The organism is Pseudomonas mosselii (assembly GCF_003205295.1).
GTDB lineage: Bacteria > Pseudomonadota > Gammaproteobacteria > Pseudomonadales > Pseudomonadaceae > Aquipseudomonas > Aquipseudomonas mosselii_B.
On sequence record NZ_QJRP01000024.1, the window covers coordinates 34,072 to 58,045 of the forward strand.

Sequence of the window (23,974 nt, forward strand, 5' to 3'; positions counted from 1 at the left end):
TTGGAGTTATCGGGGGATCATATATTGGTTATGAATGTTTATACACGTAGAAAATAGACTAGGTGGATGAAGGGTGGCTGTTCTAGGCTCAGGTTCATGTTCTTCATTGACTGAAGGTAGCCCCGATGGATTTCGCCTATTCGCCCAAGGTCCAGGCACTGCGCGAGCGTGTCAGCGCATTCATGGATGCATACGTCTACCCGGCCGAGCCGGTGTTCGAGCGCCAGGTCGCCGAGGGCGACCGCTGGCAGCCCACCGCCATCGTCGAGGAACTCAAGGCCAAGGCCCGCGCCGAAGGCCTGTGGAACCTGTTCCTGCCGGAGTCGGAGTACGGCGCGGGGCTGACCAACCTCGAATACGCGCCACTGGCCGAGATCATGGGCCGCTCGCTGCTGGGGCCCGAGCCGTTCAACTGCTCGGCGCCGGACACCGGCAACATGGAAGTGCTGGTGCGCTACGCCAGCGAGGCGCAGAAGCGCCAGTGGCTCGAACCGCTGCTGCGCGGCGAGATCCGCTCGGCGTTCGCCATGACCGAGCCGGACGTGGCCTCCTCGGACGCTACCAACATGGCCGCCACCGCCGTGCGCGACGGTGACGAATGGGTGATCAACGGCCGCAAGTGGTGGACTTCCGGCGCCTGCGACCCACGCTGCAAGGTGATGATCTTCATGGGCCTGTCCAACCCCGACGGTCAGCGCCACCAGCAGCACTCGATGATCCTGGTGCCCACCGACGCACCCGGGGTGAAGATCGTCCGCCCGCTACCGGTGTTCGGCTACGACGACGCGCCCCACGGCCATGCCGAGGTGCTGTTCGAGAATGTGCGCGTGCCCTATGAAAACGTGCTCCTTGGCGAAGGCCGCGGCTTCGAGATCGCCCAGGGTCGCCTTGGCCCGGGCCGGATCCACCACTGCATGCGCTCGATCGGCATGGCCGAACGCGCCCTGGAGCTGATGTGCAAGCGCTCGGTCGAGCGCACCGCCTTCGGCCGGCCCCTGGCCCGGCTGGGGGGCAACGTCGACAAGATCGCCGACTCGCGGATGGAGATCGACATGGCCCGCCTGCTGACCCTGAAGGCCGCCTACATGATGGACACTGTCGGCAACAAGGTGGCGCGCAGCGAGATCGCCCAGATCAAGGTGGTGGCGCCCAACGTCGCGCTCAAGGTGATCGATCGGGCCATCCAGATCCATGGCGGGGCCGGGGTGAGCGGTGATTTCCCGTTGGCGTACATGTATGCGATGCAGCGCACCCTGCGCCTGGCCGACGGGCCGGATGAAGTGCACCGGGCGGCGATCGGCAAGTACGAGATTGGCAAGTACGTGCCCAAGGAAATGCTGCGTAGCGGGCATTGAGGTAACCCATCGGCCCGCTCCCACCGTGGGAGCGGGCTTGCCCCGCGATGATGAATCAGGCTGCCGCCATCTTCGCGCTCATTTGCCGACGACGATAGGCACTGTCCCGGCTGGCCAGCCACCAGTACAGCGGCGAGGTGATCGCCAGCCCCACCAGCCACGACAGGTCGGCGCCGTTGATGTGTACGGACACCGGCCCGACATACAGCGGCGTGTTCATGAACGGGATCTGTACCGCGATGCCCACCGCGTAGGCGATCAGCGCCTGGGGGTTGTAGCGGCCGTAGATGCCGCCGTCGACCTTGAAGATCGAGTCGATGTCGTAGTCGCCCTTGTGGATGACATAGAAGTCGATCAGGTTGATCGCGGTCCACGGCACCAGCACCACCAGTAGCACCAGCACCATGTCGACGAAGTGGCCGATGAAGTCCGCCGAGGCGAACACCGCCACCACGCAGCAGGCGGCCAGGACGATCAGCGACAGCACGGCGCGGCTCTTGGCGGTGGGGATCCAGCGGTAGGCGAAGGTCTGCACCAGGGTGATGATCGACAGCACCGCGCCGTACAGGTTGAGGGCGTTGTGGCTGATCACGCTGAGCAGGAACAGCACCAGCATCAGCGGGCCAAGGGTGCCGGTGGCGAGCTTGACCGCGTCCATGGTGTCCATCCCGGCCGGGATCGCCAGCACCGCGACCGCGCCGAAGATGAACGACAGGCTCGAGCCCAGGGCCGAGCCCAGGTAGGTGGTCCAGAAGGTCGAGGACACCTTGACGTCGGCCGGCAGGTAGCGCGAGTAGTCCGACACGTAGGGGGCGAAGGCGATCTGCCACAGCGCCGCCAGCGACACGGTGGCCAGCCAGCCGGCCAGGTTGAAGCCGCCGCGGGTGAGGAAGTCGTCGCTCTGCACATGGCTGAAGATGTAGCCGAAGCCGACCACGATGCCGATGCCCAGCACCCAGGTACCGATGCGGTTGAGCACATGGATGAAGCGGTAGCCGATGATGCCGATGATGCCCGAGCCCAATGCACCGATGACGATGCCCACCGGCACCGGCACGCTGTCGACCACGCCATGCAGCGACTTGCCGGCCAGGACGATGTTGGAGGCGAAGAAGCCGATGTACATCACGCCGGCGATCACCACCACCAGCAGGGCGCCGAGCGAGCCGAACTGGGCACGGCTCTGGATCATCTGCGGGATGCCCATCTGCGGGCCCTGGGCCGAGTGCAGGGCCATGAGCACGCCGCCGAGCAGATGGCCGACGAGGATCGCGACGATGCCCCAGACCAGGTTGAGGTGGAACAACTGCACGCCGAGGGCGCCGGTGACGATGGGCAGCGGCGCGATGTTGCCGCCGAACCACAGTGTGAATAGATCCCTTACCTTTCCATGGCGGTCTTGCGGCGGCACGTAGCCGATCGTGTGTTTCTCGATGAGGGGTGCCGAATTGGCTGCACTGGTCATGACTGACTCCAAGGCAAGGTGGGGCATCGGGGGAGGCCCGGGTGCGTGCCGGCAAGGGGCGACGCGTTCTTGTTGGAGCGATGATGCGGGGCGGGCGGGTATCGAGAAATTAGTAAATTTGTGCTCATGAACCTTAAAAAACCTAAGGCTGGCAAAAGGATAAGAGGGGGACGGCAGCAAGGAGGGTGCCAGGTGGCCGGAGGCCTTGGCGGGCGAGGGCTGGGCAGGATCTTCGGGTTTGTGAGAGGACCGTTCTGGTGCGCGATGCGCGATAACTGGGCGTGTGGCACCGGCTTCGCCGGTGCTCGCGGGGCAAGCCCGCTCCCACGAGAGGTCCGCTGCAATGAAGGGGCGCAGCGGCTATGCTGTCTAGTGCGGGGGTTCAAAGGGGGATCACTTCATGGCGACGCTGGAGCGGGCCATTGCGATGGCCATCAAGGCCCATGAAGGGCAGTTCGATAAAGGCGGTGCGGCGTACATCCTCCACCCGCTGCGGGTGATGGAGCGGGTGATCACCCCGGAGCAACGTATCGTCGCGGTGCTGCACGACGTGCTCGAAGACACCCCGCTGACCCTGTCCGACCTCGCCCGCGAAGGTTTCCCGTTGAAGATCCTCGCCGCACTGCTGGCGCTGAGCCGCCGCGAAGGGGAGAGCTACGAGGCCTTCGTCATCCGCCTGGGTGTCGACCCCCTGGCGCGTCAGGTCAAGCTCGCCGACCTGGCCGACAACAGCGACCTTTCGCGCATCCCTTGCCCGGGCCCGGCCGACCTCGCCCGGTTGTGCCGTTACCAGCAGGCCAGCGCCTATCTGCAGACGCTGGCCTGAGGGCCCTCAGCCGCAGGCCTTGAGGTTGACCGGCCCGACGAACTCGTTGCCACGGCCCATCACGCACGCCACCTGCTGGTTGCGCTGCAGCTCCCAGGCCTGCGGCGGGTAGGTCTTGTTCCAGGCCTCGAACAGCTGGCGGTCCTGCCTGGACAGCCTCAGGTCGTACTGCTTGCTCATATAGAAGTAGGTGCGCGCGATCATTCCGCGGATCGACGGGCGCGGCATGACCTTCTTGGCCTTGAAGTCGACCTGGGTCAGGCAGCTGCCGTACTGGCCATGCTGCTCGGGCAACCAGCCGAAGCTGAAGTTGCTGCGGTCGCCGTTGACCTCGCCGATGCTCGGCACCAGGTTGTGCAGGTCGGCCTCGGCGCGCTGGTAGACCTTGTCATGGCGCGTGCAGTTCTTGCGCCCGCCGTCCTGCCAGCACTGGCGCTGGTGGCCGATCTGCCAGGCCGGGACGATGTGCTCCCATTCGATGCGCGAGGCACGGTTGAGGTTCTTGCGCGGCGCGTAGCCGCAGGAGGCCAGGTCGACCTTGTTGCCCTTGTACTTGCAGCCGCAATAAAACTCCGTGGACTGCGGCGCGTACAGCTTCCAGGCGACCTTCTTGGCCTCCTGGAAGGTGCGTGGGGCGTCGGCGTGGGCGAGGGGGGCAAGCAGCAGCAAGCAGGCGGCGAAAAGCGAAACTCTCATGCGCGGTCAGTCTTCCTTCGGCACGGTCCAGAAAATCTGCACGCCGCCATCGTCGCGGTGGGCGAGGGTGACGTTGTCGTTCTCGGCGATTTCCTCGAGCAAGGTTGCCCAGTCGTCGGGCGACTCGTGCTCCAGGCGGAAGATCAGGGCGGCGCGGCTGCGCTGGGCGGTGGGGCTGTTGATGATCTTCTGGATGCGCTGACCCAGTAGTTCATAAGGGCTTGGCGACGCGGAGGCGGGTTTGGCCACGGGGCTGTTCCTTGTTTTGCTGTATGTGCATACAGTATTTCACTGTAAGCCGTTTCGCAACAGCAGGTAGGATGAAAGCCGTATAAGACCGTGGTAGAGGGATTGGTTCCTTGAATATTGGCCCTTTCGCGGGTAAGCCCGCTCCCACAGGTCCAGCACAAATCCTGTGGGAGCGGGTTTACCCGCGAAGAGGCCGGTGCAGAAAACACACCGGCTAGTTTCAAGCGCCGATCAATATTCCCAGAAGATCCGCTGCAGCTCCTTGCTGTCCTGGGTCTTGGTCATCGCGACCATGGCCAGGATCCGCGCCTTCTGCGGGTTCAGGTCGTGGGCCACGACCCAGTCGTTCTTGTCGTCAGGCTGTTCGGCGTTGCGCAGCACGAAGCCGCCCTGGTTGACGTGGGACGAACGGATGATCTGCACGCCTTCCTTGCGCAGCTCCTGCAGCGCCGGCACCACGCGCGACGATACCGAGCCGTTGCCGGTGCCGGCGTGGATGATCGCCTTGGCGCCACCCTGGGCCAGCGCCTTGTAGGCGGTGTCGGTCACGTTGCCGTAGCCGTAGGCGATGTCCACGGCCGGCAGCTTGCTGATGGTCTTGATGTCGAACTCGGAGTTGACGGTGTGGCGCTTGGCCGGCAGGCGGAAGAAGTACGACTTGCCTTCCACGACCATGCCCAGCGGGCCCCACTGGCTCTTGAAGGCTTCGGTCTTGATGTTGACCGCCTTGCTTACGTCGCGACCGGACTGGATCTCGTCGTTCATGGTCACCAGCACGCCCTTGCCGCGGGCGTCCTTGCTGCTGGCCACGGCCACGGCGTTGTACAGGTTGAGCATGCCGTCGGCGGACATCGCGGTGCCCGGACGCATCGAGCCGACCACGATGATCGGCTTGTCGGTCTTCTCGACCAGGTTGAGGAAGTAGGCGGTCTCTTCCAGGGTGTCGGTGCCGTGGGTGATGACGATGCCATCGACGTCCTTGCTGTCGGCCAGTTCGGCGACGCGCTTGCCCAGCTTGAGCAGGTCGTCGTTGCCGATGCTTTCCGAGGCGACCTGCATCACCTGCTCGCCGCGCACGTTGGCCAGGTCCTTCAGCTCTGGCACGCCGGCGATCAGCTTGTCGATGCCTACCTTGGCCGCCTGGTAGGTGGCGCTGTTGGCGGCGCTGGCGCCAGCGCCGGCGATGGTGCCGCCGGTGGCGAGGATCACCACGTTGGCGAGTTTCTGTTGTTGCGCGGCTTCCTTGGCGGAAACGGTGGTCGGCAGTACCAGCAGCAGCGCCAGGGCGCTCGGTGCGAAGGTCTTGATAGCGGTTTTCATCATTTCTGCTTCTCTCTTCCTGGAGGAGATGTGCGTTATGTCGCACTGGGGTAAAGGCAGATTTCGTACCAGCAACTACCGTTCGTCGTATTTCATCTTGAAACCCCTGTTTTGACTGGGGGTACCCGACGCGACCACAGGGTCATAGGTGGGGCGAGTGTTCGGCTGACCGAATTTTTGCAGGAAAGGTGTTCGGTTTTTCGGACGAATTGCGGATAATCCGACGCGCGTGGCTGTGGCTGCCTACGCAATGGATTTGACAAAACTGGCGCCTGTTTCCATAGTTGCTTACCGCAAACGTTTGCGATCCGATAAAAACCACAAGATTCGGAGTCATTTCCATGAAACTGCCGTTCCCCGGCCGTCCGCTGGCCCTCGCCATTTTCTCCTCGCTGATCTTCTCCCTGTCCACTGCCCACGCCGAAGAAGCGCCCAAGGTCGCCCTGGTGATGAAGTCCCTTGCCAATGAGTTCTTCCGCACCATGGAAGACGGCGCCAAGGCCTACCAGAAAGAGCACCCGAACGATTTCACCCTGGTGGCCAACGGCATCAAGGACGAGACCGACACCGGCAACCAGATCCGCATCGTCGAGCAGATGATCGCCACCGGCGCCAAGGCCCTGGTCATCGCCCCGGCCGACTCCAAGGCGCTGGTGCCGGTGATCAAGAAGGCCATGGACGCCGGCATCACCGTGATCAACATCGACAACCGCCTCGACCCCGCGGTGCTCAAGAGCAAGAACATCAGCGTGCCGTTCGTGGGCCCGGACAACCGCAAGGGCGCGCGTGAGGTCGGTGACTACCTGGCCAGGAAGCTCAAGGCCGGTGACCAGGTCGGCATCATCGAAGGCGTGCCGACCACCACCAACGCCCAGCAGCGCACCGCCGGCTTCAAGGACGCCATGGAAGCCGCGCAGATGAAGATCGTCTCGGTGCAATCGGGCAACTGGGAGATCGACAAGGGCAACGCCGTGGCCGCCTCGATGCTCAACGAATACCCCGATCTGAAGGCGCTGCTGGCCGGCAACGACAGCATGGCCCTGGGCGCCGTCTCGGCCGTGCGTGCCGCCGGCAAGACCGGCCAGGTGCAGGTGGTCGGCTACGACAACATCAACGCCATCAAGCCGATGCTCAAGGATGGTCGCGTGCTCGCCACCCTCGACCAGGCGGCCAGCCAGCAGGCGGTGTTCGGTATCCAGGCGGCATTGAAGATGCTCAAGGGCGAGCAGCCGGGCGTGGATGCCGACAATGTCATCCAGACGCCGGTCGAGCTGATCACCCAGTAATTGCCTGGCGATGCGCAGGCCCTGTGGGAGCGGGTTTACCCGCGAAGAAGACCACGCGATGGATGGCACCGGCTGCGCCGGTGTTCGCGGGTAAACCCGCTCCCACAGGGGCAGTCGTTGAATCAAGAAGTCGTGGTTTTTCTAGGAGAACAATGGCCATGTCAGTACCGGCCAATGAAACCGTGCTAGCCGTCAGCGGCCTGGGCAAGACCTACGCCCAGCCCGTGCTCGGCGACGTCACCCTCGAGCTGCGCGGCGGCGAGGTGCTGGCCCTGACCGGCGAGAACGGCGCGGGCAAGTCGACCCTGTCCAAGCTGATCAGCGGCCTGGAGATCCCCACTACCGGGCAGATGGTCTATCGCGGCCAGCCCTACAGCCCCGGCAACCGCGCCGAGGCCGAGCGCCTCGGCGTGCGCATGGTCATGCAGGAGCTCAACCTGCTGCCCACCCTGACCGTGGCCGAGAACCTGTTCCTTGACAACCTGCCCAGCCGCCTCGGCTGGGTCAACCAGAAGCGCCTGCGCCAGCTGGCCAGCGCGGCCATGGCCCAGGTCGGCCTCGACGCCATCGATCCGGATACCCCCGTGGGTGAGCTGGGCATCGGCCATCAGCAGATGGTCGAGATCGCCCGCAACCTTATCGGCGACTGCCATGTGCTGATCTTCGACGAACCCACGGCCATGCTCACCGCCCGCGAGGTGGAGCTGCTGTTCACCCAGATCGAGCGCCTGCGCCAGCGCGGCGTGGCCATCGTCTATATTTCCCACCGCCTTGAAGAGCTGCAGCGCGTGGCCCAGCGCATCGCCGTGCTGCGCGACGGCAAGCTGGTGTGCGCCGAGCCGATCCAGCGCTACAACAGCGAGCAACTGGTCAACCTGATGGTCGGCCGCGAGCTGGGCGAGCATATCGACCTCGGCCAGCGCAGCATCGGCGCGCCGCTGCTCAAGGTCGACAAGCTCAGCCGCGGCGACAAGGTGCGCGAGGTGTCGTTCGAGGTCAGGGCAGGGGAGATCTTCGGCATCTCCGGCCTGATCGGCGCCGGGCGCACCGAGCTGCTGCGCCTGATCTACGGCGCCGACCGCGCCGACAGCGGCCAGGTCGCCCTCGGCCAGCCGCCGCTGCCGCTGAACATCGATTCGCCCAAGGCCGCGGTCAAGGCCGGCATCGCCCTGATCACCGAGGACCGCAAGGGTGAAGGCCTGCTGTTGAGCCAGTCGATCAGCGCCAACATTGCCCTGGGCAACCTCGGCGCCGTGTCCCGCGCCGGCGTGCTCGACCGCGACGCCGAGCGCGCGCTGGCCGAGCGCCAGATCGGCGCCATGCGCATCCGCAGCGCCAGCCCCGCCCAGGCCGTGGGCGAGCTGTCCGGCGGCAACCAGCAGAAGGTGGTGATCGGCCGCTGGCTGGAGCGCGACTGCCAGGTGCTGCTGTTCGACGAGCCCACCCGCGGTATCGACGTCGGCGCCAAGTTCGACATCTATGGCCTGCTCGCCGAGCTCGCCCGCCAGGGCAAGGCCATTGTCGTAGTGTCCAGCGACCTGCGTGAGCTGATGCTGATCTGCGACCGCATCGCCGTGCTCAGCGCCGGTCGCCTGATCGACACCTTCGACCGCGATCATTGGACCCAGGACCAACTGCTTGCCGCCGCCTTCGCCGGCTACCAGAAACGTGATGCCCTGCTGCATGACGCAGCCCCCAGGATGGACGCATGAAAACCACAACAAACACCTCGGGCAGCGCGCCCGTGCGCCGCAGCGGCACCTATTTCGGCCTGGGCACCTACCTGGGCCTGGCCGGCGCCTTGCTGGCGATGATCGTGCTGTTCTCGATGCTGAGCAGCCACTTCCTGTCCTACGCCACCTTCAGCACCCTGGCCAACCAGATCCCCGACCTGATGGTGCTGGCGGTGGGCATGACCTTCATCCTGATCATCGGCGGCATCGACCTGTCGGTGGGCTCGGTGCTGGCCCTGGCCGCCTCGACGGTCAGCGTGGCGATCCTCGGCTGGGGCTGGAGCGTGCTGCCCGCCGCGCTGCTGGGCATGGCCGTGGCGGCGCTGGCCGGCACCGTCACCGGCAGCATCACCGTGGCCTGGCGCATCCCCTCGTTCATCGTCTCGCTGGGCGTGCTGGAGATGGCCCGTGGCCTGGCCTACCAGTTCACCGACTCGCGCACCGCCTACATTGGCGATGCCTTCGCCTGGTTCTCCAACCCCATCGCCTTTGGCATCTCGCCGGCCTTCATCATTGCCTTGCTGGTGATCGTCGCCGCCCAGCTGGTGCTGACCCGCACCGTGTTCGGTCGCTACCTGATCGGCATCGGCACCAACGAAGAGGCCGTGCGCCTGGCTGGCATCGACCCGCGCCCGTACAAGATCCTGGTGTTCGCCCTGATGGGCGTGCTCGCCGGCCTCGCCGCGCTGTTCCAGATCTCGCGCCTGGAAGCCGCCGACCCCAACGCCGGCTCCGGCCTCGAGCTGCAGGTGATTGCCGCCGTGGTGATCGGCGGCACCAGCCTGATGGGCGGGCGCGGCTCGGTCATCAGCACCTTCTTCGGCGTGCTGATCATCTCGGTGCTGGCCGCAGGCCTGGCCCAGATCGGCGCTTCGGAGCCGACCAAACGCATCATCACCGGGGCGGTCATCGTCATCGCCGTGGTACTCGACACTTACCGCAGCCGGCGCGCGAACCGGCGGAACTGAAACCATGGCAACCATCAAAGACGTCGCGGCACTGGCGGGGATTTCCTACACCACCGTGTCCCATGTACTGAACAAGACCCGACCGGTCAGCGAGCACGTGCGCCTGAAGGTCGAGGCGGCGATCGCCGAGCTCGACTACGTGCCCAGCGCCGTGGCCCGCTCGCTCAAGGCGCGCAGCACCGCCACCATCGGCCTGTTGGTGCCCAACAGCGTCAACCCGTACTTCGCCGAGTTGGCCCGGGGTATCGAGGATGCCTGCGAGCGCAACGGTTACTGCGTGATCCTGTGCAACTCCGACGACAACCCGCAGAAGCAGCGCAGCTACCTGCGCGTGCTGTTGGAAAAGCGCATCGACGGGCTGATCGTCGCCTCGGTGGGCGAGGATCAGGACCTGCTCGACAGCCTCGGCGGCGTGCGTACGCCGATGGTCATCGTCGACCGCGCCCTGGACGGCGTCGAGGCCGACCTGGTGCGCATCGATCACGAGCAGGGCGCCTACCTGGCCACCCGCCATCTGCTGGAGCTGGGCCACCGCGAGATCGCCACCATCGGCGGCCCGGTGGATACCGGTGTCAGCCAGCTGCGCCTGGCCGGTTTCCGCCGGGCGATGGCCGAGGCCGATGTGCGCATCGCCCCCGGCCATGTGCTGCACAGCGACTTCACCAGCCCCGGAGGGCATGCCGCCGCGGCGCGCCTGCTCGACGGCGAGCGACCCACGGCAATCTTCGCCGGCAACGACATGATCGGCTTCGGCGTGTTGCGCGCCGCCGCCGAGCGCAATATCGACGTACCTGGCGAGCTGTCGGTGATCGGCTTCGACGACATCGAGCTGAGCCGCTACGTGTACCCGGCGCTGACCACCGTCGGCCAGTCGATCCGCGAGCTGGGCGAGAGCGCCGCCGGCCTGCTGCTGTCGCGTATCGTCACGCCGCAGCGCAATGGCGCCGCCGAGCAGCGCATCGTCGCCCCGCGCATCGTCTTGCGTGAATCCACCGGGCCGCGCCCGGACCTGTTCAACGATTACCGTTAAGGAATACCCATGAATGCCAAGGTGGTGGTGGTCGGCAGCCTCAACATGGACCTGGTGGCTCGCGCCCAGCGCCTGCCCCGGGGCGGCGAGACCTTGCCCGGCGAAAGCTTCTTCACCGCGCCTGGCGGCAAGGGCGCCAACCAGGCGGTGGCCGCCGCGCGGCTGGGCGCCAGCGTGGCGATGGTCGGCAACGTCGGTGACGACGCCTATGGCCAGCAGTTGCGCCAGGCGTTGAAGCGCGAGGGTGTCGATTGCCAGGGCGTGAGCCTGTGCGAGGGCGTGTCCAGTGGCGTGGCGCTGATCGTGGTGGATGCCGCCAGCCAGAACGCCATCGTCGTCATTCCCGGCGGCAACGGCCTGCTCGGGCCCGAGTCGGTGAGCCGTTTCGACTCGCTGTTGCAGGGGGCCGAGGTGATCATCTGCCAGCTCGAAGTGCCCACCGCCACCGTGGCCTGGACCCTGGCCCGTGGCCGCGAGCTGGGCAAGACCGTGATCCTCAATCCGGCGCCGGCCAGCGGGCCGCTGCCGGCGGAGTGGTACGCCTACATCGACTACCTGATCCCCAACGAGAGCGAGGCCGAGGCCCTGGCCGGGGTGCAGGTCGACGACCAGGACAGCGCCCGCCGGGCAGCTGAACGCCTGCGTCAGCTGGGCGCGGGCAAGGTGATCGTCACCCTAGGCGGCGACGGTGCGTTGCTGGTCGACGGCGCCGGCAGCCGGCACTTCCCGGCGCCACAGGTGCAGCCGGTGGACACCACGGCGGCTGGCGATACCTTCGTCGGCGGCTTTGCCGCGGGCCTGGCGCGCGGTCTGCCCGAGGATGAGGCGATCGGCTTTGGCCAGCGTGCCGCCGCGTTGTCGGTGACCCGTGTCGGCGCGCAGCCGTCGATCCCGTACCTGAAGGAGTTGACGCCATGAAGAAGACGCCGCTGTTGAATATCGCCCTGTCGCGGACCATCGCCGGGCTCGGCCACGGCGACATCCTGGTGATCGGCGACGCTGGTTTGCCGGTGCCGCCGGGCGTGGAGCTGATCGACCTGGCGCTGACGCCGGGCATCCCGGATTTCGCCAGCGTGCTGCGCGTGGTGCTGAGCGAGATGCAGGTCGAACGCCATGTGCTGGCCGAAGAGGTGTTCCAGGCCCTGCCGCCGGGGTTGGCCGAGGTCGAGCAACTGCATGCCGGCGGCGAGCTGGGCCAGCGCCAGGTGCTCAGCCATGCCGATTTCAAGACCCTGTGTCGCCAGGCCCGGGCCGTGGTGCGTACGGGGGAGTGCAAGCCCTACAGCAATATTGCCCTGGTGGCAGGCGTTACCTTCTAGACCGAATGCGAGGGCTGCGCCCTGCGATAGGCCGCAAAGCGGCCACCCCTGAATCCATCCCCTAGCAACAAGGAGTGCTGAATGTCCCTCAAAACCCTGCTCCAAGGAGCCGTCCTCATGTCCGCGCTAGCCGCCACCGCCGTCATGGCCGCGCCCCGTGACCTGATCATCGACACCGACCCCGGCGCCGACGACGTGGTGGCCCTGCTGCTGGCCATGGCCTCGCCCGAGGAGCTGAAGATCCGCGCCATCACCACCGTGGCCGGCAACGTGCGCCTGGAAAAGACCTCGCGCAACGCCCGCCTGGCCCGTGAATGGGCCGGCCGCGAAGAGATCCCGGTGTACGCCGGGGCAGGGCGGCCGATGGTGCGCACGCCGATCTACGCCGCCAACGTCCATGGCGAGGAAGGCCTGACCGGCGTCCAGGTCCACGAACCGAAAAAGCCCCTGGCCAACGGCAATGCCGTGCAATACCTGATCGACACCCTGGGCGCCGCCGAGCCCCACAGCATCACCATCGCCATGCTCGGCCCGCAGACCAACCTGGCCCTGGCGCTGATCCAGAAGCCCGAGATCGTCAACGGCATCAAGGAAGTGGTGGTGATGGGCGGTGCCCACTTCAACGGCGGCAACATCACTCCGGCTGCCGAATTCAACCTGTTCGCCGACCCCCACGCCGCCGAAGTGGTGCTGGCCAGCGGCGTCAAGCTGACCTACCTGCCGCTGGACGTCACCCACAAGGTGCTCACCAGCGACGCCCGCCTCAAGCAGCTGGCGGCAGTGAACAACAATGCCAGCAAGCTGGTGGTGGATATCCTCAACGCCTACATCAAGTTCGACATGGACAACTACGGCATGCCCGGCGGCCCGGTGCATGACGCCAGCGTCATTGCCTACCTGCTCAAGCCTGATCTGTTCGAGGGTCGGCAGGTGCACATGGTGGTCGACAGCCGCGAAGGCCCGACCTTCGGCCAGACCGTCGCCGACTGGTATGGCGTGCTCAAGCAGCCGGCCAACGTGACGTGGATCAAGGAGGGCAACGCCCAGGGCTTCTTCGATCTGCTCAGCGCCCGCCTGGCTCGATTGAAATAGCCTCATGCGGCGCGTGGCGCTCGAGCACTTGCTCGATGAAGCTGCGCGCCGCGTCACCGCCGCGGTCGCGCACCAGCAGGTCGACGGCGATCAGCATCAGTTCTTCGGGCGTGCTCGGGCTGTAGGCGCTCTGGCCCTCGTCCCACTTGACCTTGATATCGGCGTCGATGCTGTGGCTGCTCATGGGGCGGTTCTCGCTGGGGCCTGGGTGATAGGTCGAATACCGCGTCCTGGCGTTCGAAGGGGAGGCGTTGCGCGCTCCGCTTACTTGCAGTAAATCATGCCTTTGCGTGACAGGACCTGCGACTTAAGCATAAGGGGCGCGGTTGGCCGAACCGGCGGTTCGGTGCAAAATCCGGTCACGATTGCCTTTCGCGTCAAGTGGCCGAGTCAGGCAGAATCGTGCGGTTGTGCAACAAATGCCTGGAGGAATTGTCGCATCAGGCAGTTCCCGGATTTATTTAGGAGGATTCATGTTCCGTACCCGCGCTTCCCTGGCGACCTTGCTGGTGGCTTCCGTTCTGGCAGGTTGCAGCACTGGTGGCTCCTCGGGCGGCAGCAGTGCCCAGGCCACCCCGGCCGGCAATGACGGCCGCTGCGAAGCCAGTGGCGCCGACTTCACCATCGGCAAGCTGGCCTCGCCAGAGTTGATGGAGCAGGCGCGCAAGGCCAGTGGCTCGCAGATGGCGCGCATCCTCAAGCCCCACGACATGATCACCCTGGAATACCGCTCCGAGCGGCTGAACCTGAATGTCGACGACAAGGGTGTGGTTACCCGCGTCAACTGCGGTTGATCCAAGCCCGGCGCTGCCGCCCCCTGTAGGAGCGGCCTTGCGCCGCGAAAGGGCCGCAAAGCGGCCCCGGCGATCTGTGTTGTGGCGAAGAACCCGGGGCCGCTACGCGCCCCTTTCGCGACACAAGGCCGCTCCCACAGGGCGGGGCGGCCAGCCTGACCATTCAAGGTAGCCGATTCCGACGGGCTGCAGCGCAGCCAATAAAAAACCCGCCACAAGTGGCGGGTTTTTTTGCAGCTATCCGAAAATTACTCCGGACGAACCTGCGCAGCCTGCATGCCCTTCTGGCCTTTTTCGGCTACGAAGGAAACAGTTTGGCCTTCTTTCAGGCTTTTGAAACCGTCGGTTTCGATGGCCTTGAAGTGTACGAACAGGTCGTCGCCGCCGCCTTGAGGAGTGATGAAGCCGAAGCCTTTCTCATCGTTGAACCACTTGACGGTGCCGGTTTGGCGATTGGACATGGGGTGAATCTCCAGAAACATGATTTTTTATCGGGGTGCAGTGTCGCGGTAGCTTCAGCAGCACCGACGACACTATAGTCCATTTCTGCGTATCTAGCGCCTTTTACCTTCGCAGGATGTTGATCCAGCGCAAAAGATGCGTGCAATGGCCAGTCAACCCTGCCTATTTTGCGGTGCAGGTGGCCCGTACTGCCTGCTGGGCCTTCTGCATCAGATTGGCGTCAACGCCATCCTCCGCGGTGGTGAGGTCATTGATTTCCTTGTCGGTGAATTTCTCCTTGATCACTTTGGCGCCACATTCGCAGTGCTTCTTCGCCGTCGCCGCGTCCACGCCCTGGCCGCTCGCCACCTGTTGGCATTGAGCCATGTAGGGCGCCTCCTTGCCGGCGGGAAAATTGCCTGCGTTGGCAGCCAGCGGCAGCAGCAGGGCGCTTGCGGCGCAGGCAGCCAGAAGGGACTGAAGTCGCATAACCGAACACTCCTTGGGTAAAGGTCTCATCAAGAGTAGGTTGCTTCAGAAGGTCTGATAGGAAATTTTCCGCACAAGTTCACCCCGGCGGCGTAATTTCCAAATATTTCTGCGACCCGGTGCAACCCGCGTGCTAGCATGCTCGGCTTGCGGCTCGCCACTGGCGGCCTGCAACTTTTACCTTCCAGTCACTCTGGTTCGTCCCTGGCAGGCCGAAAGGTCTCTGCCACTGTGAGGCAGGCTTTCCCGCGGGAAAGGCAGGGCGGATCTTGTACTGGCTCATCCCAACCCACGTGACCTTTGGTAGGGGTCACCACTAGGAGAGGAGGCGCCATGCCCATTATTACTCTTCCCGATGGCAGTCAACGCACGTTCGACCAGCCGGTATCCGTAGCTGAAGTCGCCGCATCCATTGGTGCTGGCCTGGCCAAGGCCACCTTGGCCGGCAAGGTCGACGGCAAGCTCGTCGATGCCTGCGACAAGATCGACCACGACGCCACCCTGCAGATCATCACCCCTAAAGATGAAGAGGGACTGGAGATCATTCGTCACTCGTGCGCCCACCTGATCGGCCACGCGGTGAAGCAGCTGTACCCGACCGCCCGCATGGTGATCGGCCCGGTGATCGACGAAGGCTTCTATTACGACATCGCCTACGAGCGTCCCTTCACCCCGGACGACCTCGCCGCCATCGAAAAGCGCATGCAGCAGCTGATCGACACGGACTACGACGTCGTCAAGAAGATGACCCCGCGCGCCGAAGTCATCGACGTGTTCACCCAGCGTGGCGAAGACTACAAGCTGCGCCTGGTCGAGGACATGCCGGATGAACAGGCCATGGGCCTGTACTACCACGAAGAATACGTCGACATGTGCCGTGGCCCGCACGTGCCGAACACCCGTTTCCTCAAAGCGTTCAAGCTGACCAAGCTCAGCGGCGCCTACTGGCGCGGCGATGCCAAGAACGAGCAGTTGCAGCGCGTGTACGGCACTGCCTGGGCCGACAAGAAGCAGCTGGCCGCCTACATCCAGCGCATCGAAGAAGCCGAAAAACGCGACCACCGCAAGATCGGCAAGCAGCTCGACCTGTTCCACCTGCAGGAAGAAGCCCCGGGCATGGTGTTCTGGCACGCCAACGGCTGGACCGTGTACCAGGTGCTCGAGCAGTACATGCGCCAGGTTCAGCGTGAAAACGGCTACCAGGAAATCAAGACCCCGCAGGTCGTCGACCGCATCCTCTGGGAGCGTTCCGGCCACTGGTCCAACTACGCCGAGAACATGTTCACCACTTCGTCGGAAAACCGCGACTACGCGGTAAAACCGATGAACTGCCCGTGCCACGTGCAGGTGTTCAACCAGGGCCTCAAGTCGTACCGCGACCTGCCGCTGCGTCTGGCCGAGTTCGGTGCCTGCCACCGTAACGAGCCGTCCGGCGCCCTGCACGGCATCATGCGCGTGCGTGGCTTCGTGCAGGACGACGCGCACATCTTCTGCACCGAAGACCAGGTGAAGAAAGAAGCCGCCGACTTCATCAAGCTGACCCTGGACGTATACAAGGACTTCGGCTTCACCGACGTCGCCATGAAGCTCTCGACCCGCCCCGCCAAGCGCGTGGGCTCCGAAGAGCTGTGGGACCGCGCCGAAGGCGCCCTGGCCGACGCCCTGAACGAGTCGGGCCTGGAGTGGGAATACCAACCGGGCGAGGGCGCGTTCTACGGTCCGAAGATCGAGTTCACCCTGCGCGACTGCCTCGGCCGTAACTGGCAGTGCGGCACCCTGCAGTACGACCCGAACCTGCCCGAGCGCCTGGACGCCAGCTACATCGCCGAAGACAACAGCCGCGTGCGCCCGGTGATGCTGCACCGCGCCATCCTCGGTTCGTTCGAACGCTTCATCGGCATGCTCATCGAACACTACGCCGGCGTGTTCCCGGCCTGGCTCGCGCCGACCCAGGCGGTGATCATGAACATCACCGACAAGCAGGCCGATTTCGCCCTCGAAGTGGAAAAAGCCCTGAACGGTAGCGGATTCCGTGCCAAGTCGGACTTGAGAAATGAGAAGATCGGCTTTAAAATCCGCGAGCATACGTTGCTGCGGGTCCCTTATCTTTTGGTTATAGGGGATCGCGAAGTCGAAACGCAAACCGTCGCTGTGCGCACCCGCGAAGGCGCAGACCTGGGCTCGATGCCCGTCGCGCAGTTCGCTGAGCTGCTGTCGCAAGCGGTTTCCCGGCGTGGTCGCCAAGAATCGGAGTAATGACTATTAAGCGTGAAATGAGAAACGATAAACGAACTGCACCGAAAGCCCCGATCAACGAGAATATCTCGGCACGCGAGGTTCGGTTAATTGGTGCTGACGGCGAGCAGATTGGCATCGTCTCGATTGATGAAGCGCTGCGTATCGCTGATGAAGCGAAGCTGGATCTGGTGGAAATCTCTGCAGACGCGGTACCGCCCGTCTGCAAGGTGATGGACTACGGCAAGCACCTCTTCGAGAAGAAGAAGCAGGCCAACGAAGCCAAGAAGAACCAGAAGCAGATCCAGATCAAAGAAATCAAGTTTCGTCCAGGGACGGAAGAAGGGGATTACCAGGTAAAACTACGCAACCTGGTACGTTTCCTTAGCGATGGGGACAAGGCCAAGATCTCTCTGAGATTCCGCGGCCGTGAGATGGCCCACCAGGAGCTGGGCATGGAGCTGTTGAAGCGGGTCGAAGCTGACCTCGTGGAATACGGCACCGTTGAGCAGCATCCGAAGATGGAAGGACGCCAGCTTATGATGGTCATCGCCCCCAAAAAGAAGAAGTAATCTCCCGGGCACGGCAGGCCTGATGATTATTGTGTAATTTTTATTCGAATGCGGAGTTCCAACATGCCAAAAATGAAAACCAAGAGCGGTGCTGCGAAGCGCTTCCTGAAGACGGCTTCCGGCTTCAAGCACAAGCACGCTTTCAAGAGCCACATCCTGACCAAAATGTCGACCAAGCGTAAGCGTCAACTGCGCGGTGCCAGCCTGCTGCACCCGTCTGACGTGGCAAAAGTCGAGCGCATGCTGCGCGTTCGTTAATTCTGGTTAAGATAGAGGAAGTTACTCATGGCTCGTGTTAAGCGCGGCGTTATCGCTCGTAAGCGTCACAAAAAAATTCTGAAACTGGCTAAAGGTTACTACGGTGCACGTTCGCGCGTATTCCGTGTAGCCAAGCAAGCGGTCATCAAGGCAGGCCAATACGCCTACCGCGACCGTCGCCAGAAGAAGCGTCAGTTCCGCGCACTGTGGATCGCTCGTATCAACGCCGGTGCCCGCACCAACGGTCTGTCGTACAGCCGTCTGATTGCTGGCCTGAAAAAGGCGTCGATCGAAATCGACCGTAAGGTTCTGGCCGATCTGGCAGTGAACGAAAAAGCGGCGTTTGCTGCGATTGTCGAGAAGGCTAAAGCCGTACTGGCTTAAGTACCCACGACAATCATCCGGCGGCGCCTGCGCCGTCGGGTGTAAAACGTCATCGGATAGGGGAAGAGCCTTCAAAAGCTCTTCCCCTATTTTCGTATCTGGAGTCTGTACATGGAAAACCTGGACGCGCTGGTCGCCCAAGCCCTCGAGGCCGTGGAACGCGCTGAAGACATCACTACCCTGGAACAGATCCGGGTCCAATTCCTCGGCAAGAAAGGCGAGCTGACCCAGGTGATGAAGACCCTGGGCAACCTGCCAGCCGAAGAGCGCCCCAAGGTTGGCGCGCTGATCAACGACGCCAAGGAACGCGTCACCGACGTGCTCAACGCACGCAAGGCCGGTTTTGAAGAGGCCGAGCTCAACGCTCGCCTGGCCGCCGAATGCATCGACGTGACCCTGCCAGGCCGTGGCCAGACCACCGGTGGGCTGCACCCGATCACCCGTACCCTCGAGCGCATCGAGCAGTTCTTCACTCACATCGGCTACGGCATTGCCGAAGGCCCCGAGGTCGAAGACGACTACCACAACTTCGAAGCGCTCAACATCCCCGGCCACCACCCGGCCCGGGCGATGCACGACACCTTCTATTTCAACGCCAACATGCTGCTGCGCACCCACACCTCGCCGGTCCAGGTCCGCACCATGGAAAGCACCCAGCCGCCGATCCGCATCGTCTGCCCAGGCCGTGTGTACCGCTGCGACTCGGATATCACCCACTCGCCGATGTTCCACCAGGTCGAAGGCCTGCTGATCGACCGTGGCATCAACTTCGCCGACCTCAAGGGCACCATCGAAGAGTTCCTGCGGGTGTTCTTCGAGAAAGAACTGGCCGTGCGCTTCCGCCCGTCGTTCTTCCCCTTCACCGAGCCGTCCGCCGAAGTCGACATCCAGTGCGTGATGTGTTCCGGCAAGGGCTGCCGCGTCTGCAAGCAGACCGGCTGGCTGGAAGTGATGGGCTGCGGCATGGTCCACCCGAACGTGCTGCGCATGTCCGGCATCGACCCGGAAGAGTTCCAGGGCTTCGCCTTCGGCATGGGTGCCGAGCGCCTGGCCATGCTGCGCTATGGCGTCAACGATTTGCGTCTGTTCTTCGACAACGACCTGCGGTTCTTGGCTCAATTCCGCTAGGCCCAATCGACGCAACTTTCAGGAGAACAGCATGAAATTCAGTGAACAGTGGCTGCGCGGTTGGGTAAACCCGCAAGTCTCCCGTGACGAACTGGTCGCCCGCCTGTCCATGGCCGGCCTCGAAGTCGACAGCGTGACCCCCGCTGCCGGCCAGTTCAGCGGCATCGTGGTGGGCGAGATCCTCACCACCGAACAACACCCGGACGCCGACAAGCTGCGCGTGTGCCAGGTGAGCAACGGCGCAGAGACCTTCCAGGTAGTCTGCGGCGCCCCGAATGCCCGCCCAGGCATCAAGATCCCGTTCGCCATGATCGGCGCCGAACTGCCGGGCGACTTCAAGATCAAGAAGGCCAAGCTGCGCGGCGTCGAGTCGTTCGGCATGCTCTGCTCGGCGGCTGAACTGCAGATCACCGAAGAAAACGATGGCCTGTTGGAGCTGGCCGCCGACGCCCCGGTGGGCCAGGACATCCGTCAGTACTTGAACCTGGACGACGCCAGCATCGAGATCGGCCTGACCCCGAACCGCGGCGACTGCCTGTCCCTGGCGGGCCTGGCCCGTGACGTCAGCGCCCTGTACGACGTGCCGGTCACCCGCCCTGTGGTGCCAGCCGTACCGGCCGCCCACGACGAAGTGCGCCCGGTCGAAGTCAGCGCCCCGGCCGCCTGCCCACGCTACCTGGGCCGAGTGATCCGCAACGTCGACCTGAGCAAGCCGACCCCGCTGTGGATGGTCGAGCGCCTGCGCCGCAGCGACGTGCGCAGCATCGACGCCGCCGTCGACATCACCAACTACGTGATGCTCGAACTCGGCCAGCCGATGCACGCCTTCGACCTCGCCGAAATCAATGGCGGCATCCGCGTACGCATGGCCGAGGAGGGCGAGAAGCTCGTCCTGCTGGACGGCCAGGAAGTCGCCCTGCGCGCCGACACCCTGGTGATCGCCGACCATACCCGCGCCCTGGCCATTGCCGGCGTGATGGGTGGCGAGCACAGCGGCGTCAACACCGAGAAGACCCGCGACCTGTTCCTGGAAAGCGCCTTCTTCGAGCCGATCTCCGTCGCCGGCAAGGCCCGTTCCTACGGCCTGCACACCGACGCCTCGCACCGCTACGAGCGCGGCGTGGACTCGCAACTGGCCCGTGAAGCCATGGAGCGCGCCACCGCCCTGATCCTCGAGATCGTTGGCGGCGAAGCAGGCCCCGTAGTCGAGACCGTGAGCGAGCAGCACCTGCCGAACATCGCGCCGATCACCCTGCGCGCCGAACGCATCACCCAGATGCTCGGCATGGAAATGGACGCCCCCCAGGTCGAGCAACTGCTCAACGCCCTGGAGCTGAAAACCAGCGCCAATGGGGCAGGGCAGTGGACGGTCACCGTTCCAAGCCACCGCTTCGACGTCAGCCTGGAAGTCGACCTGATCGAAGAGCTGGCCCGCCTGTACGGCTACAACAACCTGCCGGTGCGCTACCCGCAGGCCCGCCTGGCCCCGCAAGCCCGCCCGGAAACCCGCGGCGAGCTGCCGAACCTGCGTCGCCTGCTGGTCGCCCGCGGCTACCAGGAAGCCATCACCTACAGCTTCATCGACCCGAAACTGTTCGAGCTGTTCACCCCAGGCGTCGAGCCGCTGCTGCTGGCCAACCCCATCTCCAGCGACATGGCCGCCATGCGCGCCTCGCTGTGGCCGGGCCTGGTCAAGGCGATGCAGCACAACCTCAACCGCCAGCAAGACCGCGTGCGCCTGTTCGAAAGCGGCCTGCGCTTCGTCGGCCAGCTCGGTGACCTCAAGCAGCAGCCGATGATCGCCGGCGTCGTCACCGGCAGCCGCCAGCCAGAAGGCTGGGCGAACGGTCGCGACGGCATCGACTTCTTCGACGTCAAAGCCGATGTCGAGGCCCTGCTGGGCTACTCCGGTGCCCTGAGCGACTTCAGCTTCGTCGCCGGCAAGCACCCAGCCCTGCACCCAGGCCAGACCGCCCGCATCGAGCGCGATGGCAAGGAAGTCGGCTACCTCGGCGCCATCCACCCGGAGCTGGCCAAGACCCTCGGCCTCGACCGCCCGGTGTTCGTCTTCGAGCTGGTGCTCGGCGATGTAGTCGAAGGCCGCCTGCCGAAGTTCAGCGAACTGTCCAAGTTCCCGGAAACCCGCCGTGACTTGGCCTTGATCGCAGGTCGTGATGTAGCTTCGAGCTCCGTGCTTGAAGTAATTCGTGACAATGCAGGCGAATGGCTCACAGACCTCAGGCTGTTTGACGTCTACCAGGGTAAAGGCATTGATCCTGATAGAAAAAGCCTGGCCGTCGGCTTGACCTGGCAACATCCATCGCGCACTCTTAACGACGATGAGGTGAATGAAACCCTGCAAACCATCCTCACCTCGCTTGAACAAAGGTTGAACACCACGTTAAGGAAATAACGGCATGGGTGCTCTGACGAAAGCTGAGATGGCCGAAAGGCTGTACGAGGAGCTGGGGCTTAACAAGCGTGAGGCCAAGGAGCTGGTCGAGCTGTTTTTCGAAGAAATTCGGCACGCGCTTGAAGACAACGAGCAGGTCAAGTTGTCCGGTTTCGGCAACTTCGACCTTCGCGACAAACGCCAGCGGCCGGGCCGCAACCCTAAAACAGGGGAAGAGATCCCGATCACCGCGCGCCGCGTCGTCACCTTTCGTCCAGGGCAGAAGCTGAAAGCCCGGGTAGAGGCCTATGCTGGAACCAAGCCATAACGACGAGCTGCCCCCCATCCCGGGCAAACGCTACTTCACCATCGGTGAAGTCAGCGAGCTCTGTGCGGTAAAACCGCACGTGCTGCGCTACTGGGAGCAGGAGTTTCCGCAGCTCAACCCGGTGAAGCGGCGTGGCAACCGGCGGTATTATCAGCGCCAGGACGTGCTGATGATCCGCCAGATCCGCGCTTTGCTGTATGACCAGGGCTTTACCATTGGCGGGGCGCGGTTAAGGCTCTCCAGTGATGAGGTCAAGGATGAGTCCAGCCAGTACAAGCAGCTGATTCGGCAGATGATTGCGGAGTTGGAGGATGTGTTGGTGGTGCTCAAGAAGTGACCAAAGCCGACGAATGGAAAGTTTTTTTAAAAAAAGCTTCCATTAATCAAAAGGTTAGGGTACATTTCTTCTCGTTCTCGGCAACATTGAGAACCGCCTTGTCGGGGCGTAGCGCAGCCCGGTAGCGCACTTGCATGGGGTGCAAGGGGTCGAGTGTTCGAATCACTCCGTCCCGACCATTATTGAAACGAAAAAGCCCAGTCGGAAACGACTGGGCTTTTTTGTGTGCCAAAAATTTAGGTTGTGCATTCAAGGTTCAAGATGAGACTGCCATGGCTGATGGCTGATGGCTGATGGCTGATGGCTGATGGCTATTGCGAGACACTCTAAAAGCGATATCCTTAGCTATCAGTCAAAAAATGCAGCATGCATCGTAAGGGTAGTAAATGGAATTTTCTCCTAAGGTGAGCCAGAAATTTCTCAATTTATTCAGGCATTTGGATACTCAATGCTGCGAGGCAGGGACAAGTCACCTAAATTTATTTGTACTGGATATCAGAAGTAATCGTTTTATATATGAAGCTCTAGTGTCAGAACTGTATGATGTAATAATAACTTATGCCCTTTCAAATACGAGGTTGAAGGAGTATCAGGGAACATACGGAGGGAAAGCGTTTGTTGAAGCTAGAGAAAAGCTTAGAAAGTATAGTCAGAATGATGGTGAGTTAGGAGAAATTCTTCTATATTCTTTCTTAGAAACGCACCTAAAAGCACCGAAATTGCTTTCAAAACTGGAGATAAAAACTTCATCAAATGACTACGTGAAAGGTGCAGACGGAGTGCATCTTCTATCCCTCCCGGATGCACAGCACAAAATTTTGTTCGGTGAGTCGAAAATGCGTCCTAAGCTGTTGGATGGTGTTTCCGATGCTTTTCGATCAATAAAGAAATTCTCTTCGGAAAAGCTAAATTTTGAGACCACACTAGTAGACTCGCAGCTTCTGAAAGAGGCTGTTACTGATGAAGAGTACTTTTTTTTAAAATCAATTTTGTTGCCGTCTGAAAGCGACCAATTAATAGATGTTGACTATGCGTTTGCTTTGTTCATTGGCTATAATGTTGAAATCTCTGAAAGTGAAATAAAACTCCCGAACGATAAGTTTAGAAGCTTGGTCTACGAAAAAGTTAGTTCTGAAGTTTTTGAGTCGTTTACGAATATTCAGGCCGCTATTGAGCGTCATGAATTGTATGGTTATGACTTCCATGTTTATGTTGTTCCATTTACAAAATTAGATGAGACTCGTCAGCTTCTAATAAAAAGACTAGCGGAGGCGTAA

Annotated in this window: 26 protein-coding genes and 1 tRNA gene; 20 read left to right on the forward strand and 7 right to left on the reverse strand. The window is 62.8% G+C overall.

Annotated elements, in window-relative coordinates; genetic code table 11:
* Window positions 1–125 precede the first annotated feature (125 nt).
* Entirely contained in the window at window positions 126–1,355 is a 1,230-nt protein-coding gene (locus DMX06_RS19490) for an acyl-CoA dehydrogenase (protein ID WP_110738959.1), read from the forward strand.
* Window positions 1,356–1,410: 55 nt separating this feature from the next.
* On the opposite strand, the gene DMX06_RS19495 is transcribed toward DMX06_RS19490, so the two are convergent.
* Window positions 1,411–2,820 (reverse strand): purine-cytosine permease family protein, encoded by a 1,410-nt coding sequence (locus tag DMX06_RS19495; protein ID WP_110738960.1) that lies wholly within the window; start codon window positions 2,818–2,820, stop codon window positions 1,411–1,413.
* 400 nt (window positions 2,821–3,220) lie between these two features.
* Between DMX06_RS19495 and DMX06_RS19500 the strand changes: the two genes are divergently transcribed.
* The gene (locus tag DMX06_RS19500; RefSeq protein WP_110738961.1) at window positions 3,221–3,646 is read left to right on the forward strand and encodes a bifunctional (p)ppGpp synthetase/guanosine-3',5'-bis(diphosphate) 3'-pyrophosphohydrolase; all 426 of its coding nucleotides are present in this window, start codon (window positions 3,221–3,223) and stop codon (window positions 3,644–3,646) included.
* Between the two features lie 6 nt (window positions 3,647–3,652).
* On the opposite strand, the gene DMX06_RS19505 is transcribed toward DMX06_RS19500, so the two are convergent.
* The 3 genes from DMX06_RS19505 to DMX06_RS19515 all read right to left on the reverse strand — a co-directional run bounded on the left by DMX06_RS19505 (window position 3,653) and on the right by DMX06_RS19515 (window position 5,911).
* The gene (locus DMX06_RS19505; RefSeq protein ID WP_050705217.1) at window positions 3,653–4,342 is read right to left on the reverse strand and encodes an endonuclease; all 690 of its coding nucleotides are present in this window, start codon (window positions 4,340–4,342) and stop codon (window positions 3,653–3,655) included.
* Between the two features lie 6 nt (window positions 4,343–4,348).
* A complete protein-coding gene (locus tag DMX06_RS19510) occupies window positions 4,349–4,591 on the reverse strand; it encodes a DUF1654 domain-containing protein (RefSeq protein ID WP_050705218.1) in 243 nt (80 codons plus the stop codon).
* Between the two features lie 231 nt (window positions 4,592–4,822).
* Window positions 4,823–5,911: an asparaginase gene (locus DMX06_RS19515; RefSeq protein ID WP_050705237.1), complete on the reverse strand. Its 1,089-nt coding sequence runs from the start codon at window positions 5,909–5,911 to the stop codon at window positions 4,823–4,825.
* 341 nt (window positions 5,912–6,252) lie between these two features.
* Here DMX06_RS19515 and DMX06_RS19520 point away from each other — a divergent pair, with 341 nt between their 5' ends.
* The 7 genes from DMX06_RS19520 (at window position 6,253) to DMX06_RS19555 (ending at window position 13,339) form a co-directional block, all read left to right on the forward strand.
* A complete protein-coding gene (locus DMX06_RS19520) occupies window positions 6,253–7,197 on the forward strand; it encodes a sugar ABC transporter substrate-binding protein (RefSeq protein ID WP_110738962.1) in 945 nt (314 codons plus the stop codon).
* A 158-nt stretch (window positions 7,198–7,355) separates the two neighbouring features.
* Window positions 7,356–8,909, forward strand: coding sequence for a sugar ABC transporter ATP-binding protein (locus tag DMX06_RS19530; RefSeq protein ID WP_110738982.1), 1,554 nt, complete (start codon window positions 7,356–7,358; stop codon window positions 8,907–8,909).
* A complete protein-coding gene (locus tag DMX06_RS19535; protein ID WP_110738964.1) occupies window positions 8,906–9,898 on the forward strand; it encodes an ABC transporter permease in 993 nt (330 codons plus the stop codon). Before DMX06_RS19530 ends, DMX06_RS19535 begins: the two co-directional genes overlap by 4 nt.
* A 4-nt stretch (window positions 9,899–9,902) precedes the next feature.
* A complete protein-coding gene (locus tag DMX06_RS19540) occupies window positions 9,903–10,928 on the forward strand; it encodes a LacI family DNA-binding transcriptional regulator (RefSeq protein WP_110738965.1) in 1,026 nt (341 codons plus the stop codon).
* Between the two features lie 9 nt (window positions 10,929–10,937).
* Window positions 10,938–11,846, forward strand: coding sequence for a ribokinase (gene rbsK / locus DMX06_RS19545; RefSeq protein ID WP_110738966.1), 909 nt, complete (start codon window positions 10,938–10,940; stop codon window positions 11,844–11,846).
* Window positions 11,843–12,247 (forward strand): D-ribose pyranase, encoded by a 405-nt coding sequence (gene rbsD / locus DMX06_RS19550; protein WP_110738967.1) that lies wholly within the window; start codon window positions 11,843–11,845, stop codon window positions 12,245–12,247. The genes rbsK and rbsD overlap by 4 nt, the downstream gene beginning before the upstream one ends.
* 81 nt (window positions 12,248–12,328) lie before the next feature.
* Complete coding sequence (locus DMX06_RS19555; RefSeq protein WP_110738968.1) at window positions 12,329–13,339, forward strand: nucleoside hydrolase; 1,011 nt, start codon at window positions 12,329–12,331, stop codon at window positions 13,337–13,339.
* On the opposite strand, the gene DMX06_RS19560 is transcribed toward DMX06_RS19555, so the two are convergent.
* Window positions 13,311–13,523: a hypothetical protein gene (locus DMX06_RS19560; RefSeq protein ID WP_110738969.1), complete on the reverse strand. Its 213-nt coding sequence runs from the start codon at window positions 13,521–13,523 to the stop codon at window positions 13,311–13,313. The genes DMX06_RS19555 and DMX06_RS19560 overlap by 29 nt on opposite strands.
* Before the next feature lie 289 nt (window positions 13,524–13,812).
* On the opposite strand from DMX06_RS19560, the gene DMX06_RS19565 reads away from it, so the two are divergent.
* Window positions 13,813–14,133: an I78 family peptidase inhibitor gene (locus DMX06_RS19565; RefSeq protein ID WP_110738970.1), complete on the forward strand. Its 321-nt coding sequence runs from the start codon at window positions 13,813–13,815 to the stop codon at window positions 14,131–14,133.
* A gap of 248 nt (window positions 14,134–14,381) precedes the next feature.
* On the opposite strand, the gene DMX06_RS19570 is transcribed toward DMX06_RS19565, so the two are convergent.
* Window positions 14,382–14,594 carry a cold-shock protein gene (locus DMX06_RS19570; protein WP_007956027.1) on the reverse strand — a complete coding sequence of 71 codons (213 nt, stop codon included), beginning with the start codon at window positions 14,592–14,594 and terminating at the stop codon, window positions 14,382–14,384.
* A gap of 163 nt (window positions 14,595–14,757) precedes the next feature.
* A complete protein-coding gene (locus DMX06_RS19575; protein WP_110738971.1) occupies window positions 14,758–15,063 on the reverse strand; it encodes a hypothetical protein in 306 nt (101 codons plus the stop codon).
* Between the two features lie 333 nt (window positions 15,064–15,396).
* Here DMX06_RS19575 and thrS point away from each other — a divergent pair, with 333 nt between their 5' ends.
* From thrS to DMX06_RS19625, 10 genes are all read left to right on the forward strand, one after another.
* Window positions 15,397–17,319, forward strand: a complete 1,923-nt coding sequence (gene thrS / locus DMX06_RS19580) for a threonine--tRNA ligase (protein ID WP_110738972.1) — start codon at window positions 15,397–15,399, stop codon at window positions 17,317–17,319.
* The gene (gene infC / locus DMX06_RS19585) at window positions 17,319–17,870 is read left to right on the forward strand and encodes a translation initiation factor IF-3 (RefSeq protein ID WP_172670897.1); all 552 of its coding nucleotides are present in this window, start codon (window positions 17,319–17,321) and stop codon (window positions 17,868–17,870) included. The genes thrS and infC overlap by 1 nt, the downstream gene beginning before the upstream one ends.
* A gap of 63 nt (window positions 17,871–17,933) precedes the next feature.
* Window positions 17,934–18,128 (forward strand): 50S ribosomal protein L35, encoded by a 195-nt coding sequence (gene rpmI / locus DMX06_RS19590; RefSeq protein ID WP_003250667.1) that lies wholly within the window; start codon window positions 17,934–17,936, stop codon window positions 18,126–18,128.
* Between the two features lie 27 nt (window positions 18,129–18,155).
* On the forward strand, window positions 18,156–18,512 hold the full coding sequence (gene rplT, locus DMX06_RS19595) for a 50S ribosomal protein L20 (RefSeq protein ID WP_003250671.1): 357 nt from the start codon (window positions 18,156–18,158) through the stop codon (window positions 18,510–18,512).
* A gap of 111 nt (window positions 18,513–18,623) precedes the next feature.
* Window positions 18,624–19,640 (forward strand): phenylalanine--tRNA ligase subunit alpha, encoded by a 1,017-nt coding sequence (pheS, locus tag DMX06_RS19600; RefSeq protein WP_028691467.1) that lies wholly within the window; start codon window positions 18,624–18,626, stop codon window positions 19,638–19,640.
* A gap of 31 nt (window positions 19,641–19,671) precedes the next feature.
* Window positions 19,672–22,053 carry a phenylalanine--tRNA ligase subunit beta gene (pheT, locus tag DMX06_RS19605; protein WP_110738973.1) on the forward strand — a complete coding sequence of 794 codons (2,382 nt, stop codon included), beginning with the start codon at window positions 19,672–19,674 and terminating at the stop codon, window positions 22,051–22,053.
* Between the two features lie 4 nt (window positions 22,054–22,057).
* The gene (gene ihfA, locus DMX06_RS19610) at window positions 22,058–22,360 is read left to right on the forward strand and encodes an integration host factor subunit alpha (protein WP_009394049.1); all 303 of its coding nucleotides are present in this window, start codon (window positions 22,058–22,060) and stop codon (window positions 22,358–22,360) included.
* Window positions 22,341–22,697 (forward strand): MerR family transcriptional regulator, encoded by a 357-nt coding sequence (locus DMX06_RS19615; protein WP_011533210.1) that lies wholly within the window; start codon window positions 22,341–22,343, stop codon window positions 22,695–22,697. Before ihfA ends, DMX06_RS19615 begins: the two co-directional genes overlap by 20 nt.
* 102 nt (window positions 22,698–22,799) lie before the next feature.
* Window positions 22,800–22,876, forward strand: a tRNA-Pro gene (locus DMX06_RS19620).
* Window positions 22,877–23,083: 207 nt separating this feature from the next.
* Window positions 23,084–23,974 (forward strand): HamA C-terminal domain-containing protein, encoded by an 891-nt coding sequence (locus DMX06_RS19625; protein ID WP_110738974.1) that lies wholly within the window; start codon window positions 23,084–23,086, stop codon window positions 23,972–23,974.